10 protein-coding genes, 3 tRNA genes and 1 pseudogene are annotated in these 13,944 nt (G+C 48.0%); 2 read left to right on the forward strand and 12 right to left on the reverse strand.

Annotation, left to right across the window (positions count from 1 at the left end; genetic code table 11):
* Nucleotides 1-19 precede the first annotated feature (19 nt).
* The 8 genes from HA49_RS15295 to nagB form a co-directional block, all read right to left on the reverse strand.
* Nucleotides 20-94 (reverse strand) — tRNA-Gln (locus HA49_RS15295).
* Between the two features lie 28 nt (nucleotides 95-122).
* Nucleotides 123-207, reverse strand: a tRNA-Leu gene (locus HA49_RS15300).
* A gap of 6 nt (nucleotides 208-213) precedes the next feature.
* Nucleotides 214-290: transfer RNA gene (locus HA49_RS15305), tRNA-Met, on the reverse strand.
* 333 nt (nucleotides 291-623) lie between these two features.
* Complete coding sequence (gene asnB / locus HA49_RS15310; RefSeq protein ID WP_038019112.1) at nucleotides 624-2,288, reverse strand: asparagine synthase B; 1,665 nt, start codon at nucleotides 2,286-2,288, stop codon at nucleotides 624-626.
* Nucleotides 2,289-2,647: 359 nt separating this feature from the next.
* Entirely contained in the window at nucleotides 2,648-3,400 is a 753-nt protein-coding gene (locus HA49_RS15315; protein ID WP_038019115.1) for an HAD-IIA family hydrolase, read from the reverse strand.
* Between the two features lie 38 nt (nucleotides 3,401-3,438).
* Nucleotides 3,439-4,659: a DNA-binding transcriptional regulator NagC gene (gene nagC / locus HA49_RS15320; protein ID WP_038019118.1), complete on the reverse strand. Its 1,221-nt coding sequence runs from the start codon at nucleotides 4,657-4,659 to the stop codon at nucleotides 3,439-3,441.
* A gap of 7 nt (nucleotides 4,660-4,666) precedes the next feature.
* Complete coding sequence (gene nagA, locus HA49_RS15325; RefSeq protein ID WP_038019121.1) at nucleotides 4,667-5,815, reverse strand: N-acetylglucosamine-6-phosphate deacetylase; 1,149 nt, start codon at nucleotides 5,813-5,815, stop codon at nucleotides 4,667-4,669.
* A gap of 71 nt (nucleotides 5,816-5,886) precedes the next feature.
* The gene (nagB, locus tag HA49_RS15330) at nucleotides 5,887-6,687 is read right to left on the reverse strand and encodes a glucosamine-6-phosphate deaminase (protein WP_038019122.1); all 801 of its coding nucleotides are present in this window, start codon (nucleotides 6,685-6,687) and stop codon (nucleotides 5,887-5,889) included.
* Nucleotides 6,688-7,023: 336 nt separating this feature from the next.
* Here nagB and nagE point away from each other — a divergent pair, with 336 nt between their 5' ends.
* Nucleotides 7,024-9,060, forward strand: a complete 2,037-nt coding sequence (gene nagE, locus HA49_RS15335) for an N-acetylglucosamine-specific PTS transporter subunit IIBC (RefSeq protein ID WP_038019519.1) — start codon at nucleotides 7,024-7,026, stop codon at nucleotides 9,058-9,060.
* Nucleotides 9,061-9,212: 152 nt separating this feature from the next.
* On the forward strand, nucleotides 9,213-10,880 hold the full coding sequence (glnS, locus tag HA49_RS15340) for a glutamine--tRNA ligase (protein WP_038019125.1): 1,668 nt from the start codon (nucleotides 9,213-9,215) through the stop codon (nucleotides 10,878-10,880).
* Between the two features lie 388 nt (nucleotides 10,881-11,268).
* On the opposite strand, the gene fur is transcribed toward glnS, so the two are convergent.
* The 4 genes and pseudogenes from fur to HA49_RS15360 all read right to left on the reverse strand — a co-directional run bounded on the left by fur (nucleotide 11,269) and on the right by HA49_RS15360 (nucleotide 13,925).
* Nucleotides 11,269-11,715 carry a ferric iron uptake transcriptional regulator gene (gene fur / locus HA49_RS15345; protein WP_038019128.1) on the reverse strand — a complete coding sequence of 149 codons (447 nt, stop codon included), beginning with the start codon at nucleotides 11,713-11,715 and terminating at the stop codon, nucleotides 11,269-11,271.
* Nucleotides 11,716-12,055: 340 nt separating this feature from the next.
* Entirely contained in the window at nucleotides 12,056-12,586 is a 531-nt protein-coding gene (gene fldA / locus HA49_RS15350; protein WP_038019132.1) for a flavodoxin FldA, read from the reverse strand.
* A 133-nt stretch (nucleotides 12,587-12,719) separates the two neighbouring features.
* Nucleotides 12,720-12,995, reverse strand: coding sequence for a LexA regulated protein (gene ybfE / locus HA49_RS15355; RefSeq protein ID WP_038019138.1), 276 nt, complete (start codon nucleotides 12,993-12,995; stop codon nucleotides 12,720-12,722).
* Between the two features lie 146 nt (nucleotides 12,996-13,141).
* A pseudogene (locus HA49_RS15360) lies at nucleotides 13,142-13,925 on the reverse strand (alpha/beta fold hydrolase).
* Nucleotides 13,926-13,944: the final 19 nt, after the last annotated feature.

Genomic DNA, 13,944 nt, shown 5'->3' on the forward strand with positions numbered 1-13,944 from the left:
ACTCAAAGCACATCAAAATTGGCTGGGATACCTGGATTCGAACCAGGGAATGCCGGTATCAAAAACCGGTGCCTTACCGCTTGGCGATATCCCACCTGCTAAACTCTGAAGATAACGTAAAATGGTGCGGGAGGCGAGACTTGAACTCGCACACCTTGCGGCGCCAGAACCTAAATCTGGTGCGTCTACCAATTTCGCCACTCCCGCAAAAACTGGTGGCTACGACGGGATTCGAACCTGTGACCCCATCATTATGAGTGATGTGCTCTAACCAACTGAGCTACGTAGCCATGTTTTTATGCGTTACCTTCATCGGCGTTGCGGGGCGCATTATGCGGAGTTGACCCATGATCGTCAACAAATTTTTTGACGTTTTTTGCCAGAATGGGTTTGTTTGACTGGTGAATAACCATTATGGCGAATTGTTAATCGCTTTATGCGACAACTTTGCTCCGGGGCGGTTTATTGATGTCGACAATGCGTGACAGGAGTAAAAGGGATTCAATACGTTGCGGATGAAAGCCAGAGGGAAAACTGAACTAAAAGAGGCCAGTAAAAAGGATATAACACCTGAAAAAAAGGCCGCGATGAGCGCGGCCTTAGAGTGAAATTGTTTACAGAGCTCAGTAAGCGGACTGGTGGACGCCTACCGCACGTCCTGAAGGATCGTCCATGGTTTTGAACGCTTCGTCCCATTCAATCGCTTTAGCGGAAGAACAAGCCACCGACGGGCCGCCCGGTACACATTCTGCGGCGCTGGCGACAGGGAACAATTCTTCAAAGATTTCACGGTACAGGAACGCTTCCTTTGAGGTTGGCGTATTGTACGGGAAACGGAAGTGTGCCATCTCCAGTTGCTGGTCAGTGACCTGTTTTGCAGCGACTTCTTTCAGGGTATCAATCCAGCTGTAACCCACGCCGTCAGAGAATTGCTCTTTCTGGCGCCAGGCAACATTGTGGGGCAGATAAGAGGAAAAGCATTCGCGCAGGATGTGTTTTTCCATCTTGCCATTGCTGCCACACATCTTATCTTCAGGGTTGATACGCATTGCCACATCCAGGAAGTTCTTATCCAGGAACGGGACTCGTGCTTCTACGCCCCAGGCAGACATCGCTTTGTTTGCTCTGGCACAATCGTACATGTGCAGTGCCGCCAGTTTGCGCACGTTTTCTTCATGAAACTCTTTAGCGTTTGGCGCTTTATGGAAATACAGATAACCGCCAAACACCTCATCAGCCCCTTCGCCCGACAGGACCATTTTGATACCCATCGCTTTGATCTTACGTGACATCAGATACATCGGGGTCGATGCCCGGATAGTCGTGACGTCATAAGTCTCAATGTGATAGATAACATCACGGATCGCATCCAGACCTTCCTGTTCGGTAAAGTGAATTTCATGGTGTACGGTACCCAGTGAATCCGCGACTTCTTTAGCTGCTTTCAGGTCTGGTGCACCTTTCAGACCAACCGCAAATGAGTGCAACTGAGGCCACCAGGCATCACTTTTATCCTGATCTTCAATACGTTTAGCCGCAAAACGTTTGGTCACTGCGGAAATGATCGATGAATCCAGACCGCCTGACAGTAAAACACCATAAGGAACATCAGACATCAGGTGACTTTTCACCGATTCTTCCAGGGCTTCTTTCAGTGCTGCTGCATCGGTTTTGTTATTCGCGACATTTTCATATTCCATCCAGTCACGCTGATAGTACTGGCGAATTTCCCCGTCGGTGCTGGACATATAGCTTCCCGGAGGGAATTCACTGATAGTACGACACACTGGGACCAGCGCTTTCATTTCAGAAGCAGCAAACAGGTTACCGTGCTCATCATAGCCAATGTACAGAGGAATAATGCCGATATGGTCACGGCCGATAAGCCAGCTGTTTTTCTCTTTGTCGTAGAGGATAAAAGCAAACATCCCCTGCAGATCATCAAGGAAATCAATGCCTTTTTCCTGGTACAGCGCCAGAATCACTTCACAGTCAGAATCGGTCTGGAACTGATAACGGTCGCCCAACTCTGCGCGTAATGCACGGTGGTTATAGATTTCACCGTTAACGGCCAGAACATGAGTTCCGGCAGCATTGTACAGTGGCTGCGCTCCGTTATTGACGTCTACAATTGATAAGCGTTCATGTGCCAGAATCGCCTTATCATCGGCATAAATACCTGACCAGTCAGGGCCACGATGGCGCATCAGACGGGAAAGTTCCAGCGCTTTTTTACGCAATTCAACGGGATCAGTTTTCAGATCCAGAACCCCAAAAATCGAACACATAATCTACTCCTGAGTTCACATACGGTAATATTGTTGATACAAAAATCGTGATTTATAGCCGCCTGTCCGGGCGCGATGTATAAGAAAATGCGCTATTTCACCTAACCATTGCAAGATATTTAGCCCGGGAATTGAAAATAATCGCAGCCCAGCAATAAATTTTGATTTTCATTCATTTTTTTGGCTGATTTTTTGGATGAAATTTAATAAAAACCCCTGTGTGATTGTTTTTTAATCTACAGGGTATCAGGCAGCAGAAGAGCAAACCGGTGAATACAAGACTGGTTTAGGTCTGACAAACCGGTGCCACAATCGCTGACTGCGATTGGCGGGCCACCGGTTATCAGTAAAAGTTATGATCAGAAAAGATCAATATCGGCAACTGACGGGAAAATCCAGTCCGGGCGGAACGGCATATCGTTGACATCTGCCGCCTGAGAAACACCCGATAACACCAGAATAGTTTTGAGTCCGGCCTGGAATCCGGCCAGAATATCGGTACGCAGATTATCGCCAATAATGACAGTGTCTTCTGAGTGAGCATGCATTTTATTCAGTGCAGCCCGCATAATATATGGGCTCGGTTTGCCCACCACAAAGGGACTACGTCCGGAAATTCGTTCAATACCTGCACACAATGCACCGCAGGCTGGCACATATCCCCGGCCATGAGAATCGGGATTAGTGGCAATAAACCGGGCACCACCGGCAATAAAAAATGCTGCTTTGTGCATCATTTCCCAGTTGAAAGAGCGCGTTTCACCGACGATCACAAAATCGGGATTGATATCGGTAATGGTAAAACCGGCTTTATACAGTTCATGGATCAGCGCGCCTTCGCCAATCACATAGGCTTTTTTCCCTTGTTGCCGTTGCATAAAATCGGCAGTCGCCATGGCAGAAGTATAAAATACTGACTCTGGCAGGTTTATTCCGGCTGAGGCGAAACGATTCGCCAGGTCCTGTTCTGTCTGGGAAGGGTAGTTGGTAAGTACCACCAACGGAATCTCTTTCTCCAGTAATCCATGTAAAAACTCTTTTGCGCCTTTGACGGCGGTGTTGTCATGCATTAACACACCATCAATATCGCAAATCACATTTTTAAGCGTCATCAGTTGTCGTCCGGAAGTAGCAGTACAAAGTTGAGAGATTATTCTTCGAGTAAATGCTGGAGCAGTACACCATTAAGCATTGCTCGCTTAGCCAGGGCAAAAGCACCGATGGCGGAGCGGTTATCCAGTTGCGAACGGACGACCGGCAGATTCTGACGAAAATCGCACAGTGCCTGGGTATCAATACAACGCTGGATTACCGGGAACAGGATGGCTTCAGCCTCGGTTAATTCACCGGCCAGTACAACTTTTTGAGGATTAAACATGTTAATGGCAATGGCTAACGCCTTGCCAAGATGAGTGCCGACTTCTTTAATTAATCCCTGAGCCAGGGGATCCCCCTGGTTTGCTGCCTGACAGATATCTGAGATGGTCATCGTCGACTCGTTCAGTTTGCCGGGATATCCCTGTGCGACCAGCGTTTTCGCTTTCTGCAGGATAGCATTATTCGATGCGATAGTTTCCAGACAGCCAAAATTGCCGCAGTAGCAGCGTTCCCCCAGTGGATCGACCTGAATATGCCCGATTTCACCAACATTTCCGTTAGTGCCCAGGAAAATATTACCATTGACGATGATTCCGGCACCGGTTCCACGATGAATCCGAACCAACAGTGAGTCAGCACAATCCCGGGTAGCACCAAAATAGTGTTCGGCAAGTGCCAGGCTTCGGATATCGTGGCCGACAAAACTGGCGGTATTAAAGCGGGCGGTAAGATTGTCGACCAGAGGCCAGTGGGTTTTACCAATATGCGGCATGAAACGTACAATGCCCTGAACCGGGTCGACCAGGCCTGGCAGAATAACCGAAATAGCGATCAGTTCATCCAGCAGAGGCCGTTGCTGAGCAATAAATGCCTCAATAGCGCTAAACAATGCCTGTTCAACCGCCTGTTGATCGGTCTGATCAATGGGGTAGTGCTGTTCAGTCAGCAACTGACCGCCAAGATCAAACAGGGCCAGTGTGGCATCCTGGCGCCCCAGTCGTACCGCAATGGTATGAAAACCGCGACTTTCAGTGATAATGGAAATGGCCCTGCGTCCACCGGTGGAAGCTTGCTGATCAACTTCTTTAATCAGACCACGCTCAATCAGCTGACGGGTTATTTTAGTGACACTGGCGGGAGCAAGCTGGCTTATCTCTGCAATCTGGATACGGGATATGGGTCCCTCCTGATCAATCAGCCGATACACTGCTGCGCTGTTTAACTGCTTTACAAGATCAATATTGCCAATTTGCGTCTGTCTGCCAGTGCCCATTAAATACTTACCCGCTGAAAACCTCGTTACCGTTAACGATGGTTTTTAATATTTTAAACTCACGTGAAAATACAGTCAGGTTAGCCACTTTATCTTGCTGAATGGTTCCCAGCTGTTTTTCTACACCCATGGCGCGGGCAGGATACAGGGTTGCCATTCTCAGTGTCTCTTCCAGAGAGATACCGAGATGTTCAACGCTGTTACGTACTGCCTCAATCATGGTCAGAGAAGAACCACTCAGCGTACCGTTTTCATCCACACACAAGCCGTCACGATAGTATATTGTTTTACCGGCAAAAATGAACTGTTCTATGTCAGCACCTGCCGGAGCGGTCGCATCTGTGACGAGGATCAACTTATCGCGTTTCAAATGTTTAGCATTTCGAATATTTGCATAGTGGACATGCAGGCCGTCAGCAATCACTCCACAATAGACCTGTGGGGCATCAAATATAGCCCCTGCCAGTCCGGGTTCACGCCCGGAGGCTGCGCTCATCGCGTTATACAGATGGGTAGCGCTGGTAATTCCGGCATCGAATCCGGCCATCGCTTCGGCGTAGGTTGCATTAGAATGTCCGGCTGAGACCACGATACCCGAATCGCATAGTGCACCAATATCCTGAGCGCTGACATTTTCGGGGGCCAGCGTAATCTGGCAAACGGCATCGGCGTTATCACAGAGAAATTGCAATAGCTCAGGTGAACAGGGACGAATCAGATCCGGATTATGAGTCCCTTTTTTGGCTTTGTTCAACCAAGGGCCTTCTATGTGCAACCCCAGAGCCTGATGCTTATGCTTTGCCAGCCATTGCTGCATAGTAGCGACTGCTTTATGGATCATTTCGTCCGTGCTGGTGATAAGCGTTGGCAGAAAACTGGTACAGCCGGACTTCTCGTTAGCACGCTGCATGATCTCCAGTGTTTCGATGCTCAGCGCTGACAGATCATCATTGAACTGTACGCCTCCACAACCGTTCAGTTGCAGATCAATAAAGCCGGGAGAAATAATGGCCCCGGCGACATCACAGCGACGGGTATTTTCCGGTAACTTGCTGACGGGGCAAAGCCGTTCAATCAGTCCGTTATTGATCACTACCGCATGATCATCAAGCACCTGGTATCCGGTATAAATACGGCCATTAACTAAAGCGTACATTCGATTTCTCCACGAGATAACCAATACCTGTTTTCACCGGCAGGTATTAGTTATCTGCATTACTTACTGAGTTAAATATCTTTAATATTATCGGCTTCCATCTCACGGAAGTACTTCACTGTTTTGACTTTGAGTTCCTGGGTGGCAGGTTCATCGCAGACGATAATCGATTTCGCATGAAGTTGCAGACAACTTATGGTCCACATGTGGTTAACATTGCCTTCGACGGCAGCCTGCAGAGCCTGAGCTTTTACCTGACCATTGACCAGAATCATCACTTCTTCGGCTTCGAGCAGGGTACCGACGCCGACAGTCAGAGCATGTTTAGGCACCAGGCTGACATCTCCCCCAAAGAAGCGGGAATTTGCCACCCGGGTTTCATGGGTCAGTGTTTTAATTCGTGTTCTCGACGCCAGAGAGGAAGCCGGTTCATTAAAAGCAATGTGCCCGTCGTTACCCACGCCCCCCATAAACAGATGAATTTTGCCGTACTGGCGAATTTTATCTTCATAACGACGGCACTCTGCATCGACGTCTGCCGCGGTGCCATCCAGTAAATTAATGTTTTCAGCGGGAATATCAATATGATTAAAAAAATTCTGGTACATAAAGGTATGATAGCTTTCCGGATGGTCGACCGGTAACCCGACATATTCGTCCATATTAAAGGTGACAACATGTTTGAAACTGACCTCACCATTTTGGTGCATTTCGATCAGGAATTTGTACGTTTGCTGAGGTGTGCTGCCGGTCGGAAGACCGAGAACGAAAGGACGGTCAGCCGTTGGGCGAAAAGCGTTAATACGTTGCGTGATATGTCTGGCTGCCCAGCGTGCAACACTGGCAGAGCTTTCCAGCGGAATAAGTCTCATACATTACCTCAATTTAGTGTGTAAATCGGTAAACGGTGAGGTTGTGCCGGTGGCCGGTGGCTTAACATCAGACACAATAGCACCGTGATCCGGATGCTGTATCGATAATTAAAATCATAAAATAAGTGGTGATTTATTGCTAGTGGCATCCATATTGCAAAGTGGTTTTTGTTGATCCTGGTCATGATAAAATGGGAATTAATTTGCGAAGCGAATTAAAAACTACATACACTCAATCACAGAGTTTACATGCTGGCACTGTCTGAACGTCTGATGAGATGAAGTTCAGCAGGCATATGCGTTTAAAGGCCTGTGTTAAGGGGGAATTTGGTGAAAATACTTGGTTATTTACAGAAGGTTGGTCGTGCGCTGATGGTGCCGGTAGCCACATTGCCCGCCGCTGCTATCCTGATGGGGGTAGGCTACTGGCTGGACCCTGAGGCCTGGGGTGCCGGCAATGCATTAGCGGCTTTGCTGATTAAATCCGGTTCGGCCATCATTGATAATATGTCGGTGCTGTTTGCTATTGGTGTCGCTTACGGTTTATCAAAAGATAAAGATGGTTCGGCGGCACTGACCGGATTTGTCGGATTTCTGGTGGTGACCACACTTTGTTCACCCGCCGCAGTCGCCATGATTCAGAAAATCCCGGTTGATCAGGTGCCTGCTGCATTTGGCAAAATTAATAATCAGTTCGTCGGTATTCTGGTGGGTATCCTATCGGCGGAGGTCTATAACCGCTTTAGTCATGTCGAACTACCGAAGGCACTGTCGTTTTTTAGTGGACGTCGGTTGGTCCCGATCCTGGTATCTTTTCTGATGATCCTGGTCGCGTTTATTCTGATGTACGTCTGGCCGGTGATCTTTGGTGGTCTGGTGTCATTCGGTGAGCATATTCAGAAAATGGGCGCGGCCGGGGCGGGTATTTATGCTTTCTTTAATCGCCTGTTGATTCCTGTCGGATTACATCATGCTCTGAACTCTGTGTTCTGGTTTGATGTTGCGGGGATTAATGATATTCCCAAATTCCTGGGAGGTGCGGAATCTATTGCTAATGGTACAGGTATTGTCGGCATCACTGGTCGTTATCAGGCAGGTTTCTTCCCGATAATGATGTTTGGCCTGCCGGGGGCTGCGCTGGCCATCTGGCAATGTGCCCGCCCTGAGAACCGGGCAAAAGTGGGCAGTATCATGCTGGCGGCCGCCTTTGCAGCATTTTTCACCGGTATCACGGAGCCGCTGGAATTTTCCTTTATGTTCGTGGCGCCGGTGTTGTATGTGATCCATGCGGTACTGACCGGAATTTCGGTGTTTATTGCCGCGTCGATGCACTGGATTGCCGGATTTGGTTTTAGCGCTGGATTAGTCGATCTGGCACTTTCAACCCGTAACCCATTGGCGACCCACTGGTATATGCTGATACCCCAAGGGCTGGTGTTCTTTGTTATCTACTATGTGGTATTCCGTTACACCATCATCAAATTTGATTTGAAAACACCCGGCCGGGAACTGGCGGTGAGTGGCGATGAGGCTGACGGTTATGATGAAGATGTTGACCATTCTGTCAGCAATGATTCAGACACTGAAGCTTTGGCGCGCCGCTATATTGGTGCGGTTGGCGGTTCAGGCAATCTGACCAATATCGATGCCTGTATTACAAGGTTACGCCTGAATGTAGCGGATGCTGATCAGGTGAATGATGCCCAGGCTAAAAAACTGGGGGCAGCGGGTGTCATTCGGTTGAATAAGCAAAGCGTTCAGATTGTGGTGGGTACCCAGGCTGAAAGCATTGCCAGAGCAATGAAAACGGTGTTGAGTAAAGGTCCGGTGGCAGCAGCCGGTGGGGCAGTCATTCAGGAAAGCCGTCAGAAAGCGATCCCACCGGTCCAGGCGGTACGTAATGCTACATTGCCGGTAGTGGCCACGCTGGTGGCTCCGGTCAGTGGAGAGGTCATTGCCCTGGAAGAAGTACCGGACGAAGCTTTTGCCTCTAAAGCTGTCGGTGACGGACTGGCCATCAAACCTAGCAGCGGGACAGTAGTGGCACCACTGAATGGTACCGTCGTTAAAATTTTTGAAACCCATCATGCGTTTTGTCTGATATCGGAAGAAGGAGTTGAAGTGATTGTGCATATGGGGCTGGATACGGTATCGCTCCAGGGACAAGGTTTCACCTGCTTGATTAATGAAGGTGATAATGTCGTCACCGGCCAGCCGGTACTGGAAATGGATCTGGATTATCTGAACACACATGCGAAATCGATGGTGAGTCCGGTGGTGGTCAGTAATATCGAAGATTACAGCGGGCTTAAAATGCTGGCAGGGAGTCAGGTAGTTGCGGGTGAAACAGCCATTTATGAAATAAAAGGCTGATTCAGCCTCAAGGGTTATCAGGCAGGAAGCAATTCCTGCCTTTTTTTATCTTTGTTTATCAACAAACGGTTGTTTCCCGGTGTCGCTTTGTGGATCATATCCGTTAACTGTTATGGGTAAAGTACCCTGATCTACGTACTGAGGAAATTGAGATGAGTGAGGCTGAAGCCCGCCCAACTAACTTTATTCGTCAGATAATTGACGAAGATTTGGCGAGCGGTAAGCACAACACTGTGCATACACGTTTTCCACCCGAGCCGAATGGCTATCTGCATATTGGTCACGCAAAATCCATTTGTCTGAATTTTGGAATTGCAGAGGACTACCAGGGACAATGTAATTTGCGTTTCGATGACACAAACCCCGTTAAAGAAGACGTTGAGTTTGTGGAGTCGATTAAACGTGATGTGCAGTGGCTGGGCTATCAGTGGAACGGTCAGATTCATTATTCTTCAGACTATTTTGATCAGTTATATCACTATGCGACAGAACTGATTCAGAAGGGACTGGCTTATGTTGATGAACTTTCTCCTGATCAGATTCGTGAATATCGCGGTTCACTGACCTCTCCGGGTAAAAACAGCCCTTACCGTGATCGTTCGCCGGAAGAGAATCTGGCGTTGTTCGAAAAAATGCGTAACGGTGGCTTTGCTGAAGGTACCGCCTGTCTGCGTGCCAAAATCGATATGGCCTCAAGCTTTATGGTGATGCGCGACCCGGTACTGTACCGGATTAAGTTTGCAGAGCATCATCAGACCGGAAATGCATGGTGCATCTACCCGATGTATGATTTTACCCACTGTATTTCGGATGCGCTGGAAGGCATTACTCATTCACTCTGTACGCTGGAATTCCAGGATAACCGTCGCCTGTACGACTGGGTACTGGATAATATCTCTATTGAAGTTCACCCACGTCAGTACGAGTTTTCCAGGCTTAATCTGGAATATGCGGTCATGTCAAAACGAAAACTGACTCAGCTGGTGTCTGATAAAGTCGTGGAAGGGTGGGATGATCCGCGCATGCTGACCGTATCAGGTCTTCGTCGCCGGGGTTATACTGCTTCTGCTATTCGCGAGTTCTGTCGCCGTATTGGCGTGACTAAGCAGGACAATATCGTTGAGATGGCATCACTGGAATCCTGCATTCGTGATGATTTGAACGAAAATGCTCCCCGTGCGATGGCGGTGTTGGATCCTGTTCGTGTGATTATCGAAAACCTGCCGGAAGGGCATACTGAAGTCCTGACTATGCCAAATCATCCTAATCGTCCGGAAATGGGGAGCCGTGAGGTTATCTTCAGCCGTGAGGTGTGGATTGATCGCGCGGACTTCCGTGAAGAAGCGAATAAGCAATATAAACGTCTGGTCACGGGTAAAGAAGTCAGGTTGCGTAATGCTTATGTGATTAAAGCTCTGCGGGCGGAAAAAGACGCTGAGGGCAATATCACTGCCATCTACTGCCAGTGTGACCCTGATACATTAAGCAAGGATCCTGCTGATGGTCGTAAAGTAAAAGGTGTCATCCATTGGGTATCAGTGGCTGCGGGCGTCCCTGCTGAATTCCGTCTGTATGACCGGTTGTTCAGTGTGCCGAATCCAGGCGCTGAAGATGACTTCCTGTCAGCGATTAACCCTGACTCCTTACAGATCCGTCAGGGATATGCAGAACAGAGCCTGAAAAATGCGGAAGCATCTTTCTCTTATCAGTTTGAGCGTGAAGGCTATTTTTGCGCAGATAGTGTCTATTCAGGCCCTGAAAAATTAGTCTTTAACCGCACCGTAGGCTTGCGGGATACCTGGACGAAAGTCGGTGTCTGATAGTGATGACTGACCAAAAAGCGCCACAGTTGTGGCGTTTTTTTTAATAAAATTTATGGCATAAATTTTTATGAAATTCTGTGATCTTCCCGTTTATTATGAGCTAATACTATGAATTTATTGGGATTATCCCATAACCTATGTTAAGGCATGCTTCGGTAAGTCGTTATTTCACAAAGCGATAATATGACTCTTTGATATCATGAAAAACTGCAACAGCAACCAGATCTATGTGAATGTTTTTGTTGATTTGAATAATACCCGGGCAGGGCAGAGTAATAAGAAAAGCGGGCAATAAAAACCCGCAAAGTATGCGGGTTTATCAGGTGATTGTGCTACCGGCGGCAGACTATCTGAGCAACTGCTGAATAATCAGTAGGAATACTGATTATTTATCGTTATGCAGTGACTCATCTTCGCGGCAATCGCCTTCGGTACAGTGGCCATACAGATACAGGCTATGGTTCGTCAGCTTAATGCCAAACCGTGTCGCGATTTCACGCTGGCGTTGTTCAATTGACTCATCACTGAATTCAATGACTTTACCGCAGTCGAGGCAAATCAAATGGTCATGATGCTGTTGTTGAGTCAATTCAAAAACTGACTTCCCGCCTTCGAAGTTGTGGCGCGTTACAATACCCGCGTCATCGAACTGGTTAAGCACACGGTACACCGTGGCCAGACCAATTTCTTCACCCATATCGATCAGGCGTTTGTACAAGTCTTCCGCACTGACGTGGTGGCATTCTGGTTCCTGAAGTACTTCCAGAATTTTCAGTCTTGGAAGTGTCACTTTCAGACCAGCCTTCTTCAATGCGGAGTTGTTGTCAGTCATGCAGTTTGTGTCCTGTTACTTTTGAAAAATGACTTTGGCAAGAAGCCCTGAAGTTTGGTTAATGACCTTATAATTTTTAATCCATTATAGAACTGATGCACCGAAATTGAAACTACAGCCCTTAAACACTCGCGGAGAAATGCCCAGCGGACAAGGAACTGTCAGAGAAAAAACAGACAGTTTATCGCTCTCAGGTAATTTCAGTCTTTGTTCCCTGAACCCCTGAAAACTCCGTGTCTGTATTATGTGTTGAAGAAATTAATGCGGGTGCTACTGGCCATCTTAGTCATTCCCGCAGGTGCTGAAGCTAACAGTACCACAACTCTGATGAAAAACCCTATTAAGCGTCGAGGATTTCTTTCAGTTGCAACTCGTCTGCCACCTGGTTCACCCACTGGCTAACTCGCTGACTGGTAAGTTCCGGCTGACGGTCTTCATCAATAGCCAACCCCAGGAAGTGGCTGTCATCTGCCAGGCCCTTGGAGGCTTCAAAATGGTAACCGGCAGTTGGCCAGTGACCAACAATCACGGCACCGTTTGGTTCGATAATGTCACGTATCGTGCCCAGGGCATCACAGAAATATTCCGCATAATCTTCCTGGTCACCACAACCGAACAGAGCGACCAGTTTGCCGTTAAAATCAATCTCTTCCAGGGTAGGGAAGAAATCATCCCAGTCACACTGTGCTTCGCCGTAATACCAGGTCGGGATACCCAGCAACAGAATATCGAAAGCTTCCAAATCTTCTTTGGTACTTTTCGCGATGTCGTGCACTTCAGCAACGTCTTTACCCAATTGTTTTTGGATCATTTTTGCGATGTTTTCAGTGTTGCCGGTATCGCTGCCAAAAAAGATGCCTACGATTGCCATGTGGGTATAACCTCTTGAATCTTCAGATCAGATAATTGTAATTTCAGTACAGATATGCAGATGATAGCAGACCTGTGTGGTGTGAGAAACTTGTAAACCGGCCAGATTTGCTCCTGAGTGCGGTTGCCCGAACCTAATCTTGTTTTAATTGAGCCAGGATAATTTGTTCTATGAGTTCACTTCGACTCAGGTTTTGTTCCGCCGCCAGAGAGTTCAGAGCATCGACAATGTCACTGCTCATCTTGAGTTCAACCCGCTGTAGTCCACGGACTTTATCGCGCTTTAGCTGATTGCGTTTATTTATCCGCAGTTGCTCATCCCGTGAGAGCAGACTGGTTTTGGGACGACCCGGCCGGCGTTCGTTGGCGAACAAATCGAGCGTAGTACGATCCGTATTTTCTTTTGCCATGATTTTTGAAACTGAACACCTGCGTTGTATCAGATACACGCAGCAAAATGATGAATGAACACAGTTATCATGTTAAAAGCACACGATAAAAATTTAGCGCGCAATCATACTCCAGTGCGATGAATGACGCCAATACTTATACAGTTTCACTCCGCAGTTTTCGCCGCCAGTGACAGAAAACGTTGTACTGCACTGATGACCGCCCGGGGGTTTTTCTGCATGCACCCAGTGCCCGGCCCCGGCGACAATATGCGCTTTGGCCTGCGGGAACTGGGCCAGTAATTCAGTCCGGTAGCTATTATCCAGGTAGGGTGAGTTGCCACCTGCAATAAACAAGGCTGGACCAGGCCAGGCAGGACAAGTTTTCCAGCCGGTAATGGCTTCATAATTGTCCCAGAGTACCGGAATATTAAATAGCCATTCGCCCTGATGGAATGATTTCAGCAGAAAGTTAATGACCATTTCATCATTAAGAACAGGGCGCATTAATTCTGCCGCAGATTCTCTGCGTGTAACACCGGTATCACTCACGATACGTAGTGCCGTAAAAATATCATCATGTCGTCTGAGGGGATAATTAACCGGAGCGATATCGATCATTATCAGGCGGCGTACTCTGTGCGGGGCCAGCGCAGCCAGTGCCATTGCGATTTTTCCACCCATAGAGTGACCAATCACATCCACCTGATCCAGTTGGTAGTGATCGAGGGTGTCTGCCATATCCTGAGCCATCGCTGAGTAATTCATTTCCGTGGAGCGGGGCGAGTGGCCGTGATTTCTGACATCCACCTGTAATACCCGGGTGAGAGGTTTCAGGCTGCGGGCCAACCCACCCAGATTATCCAGACTGCCGAACAGGCCATGTATTAGCAGGGCCGGGGTCGAATTTTCATCAATTTGCTCAGTTTGCAGACGGCTGTTTAAAATCATGGCAAAGTTCTTACAGTGG

The organism is Tatumella morbirosei (genome assembly GCF_000757425.2).
In the GTDB taxonomy this organism is placed as follows: Bacteria; Pseudomonadota; Gammaproteobacteria; order Enterobacterales; family Enterobacteriaceae; genus Tatumella; species Tatumella morbirosei.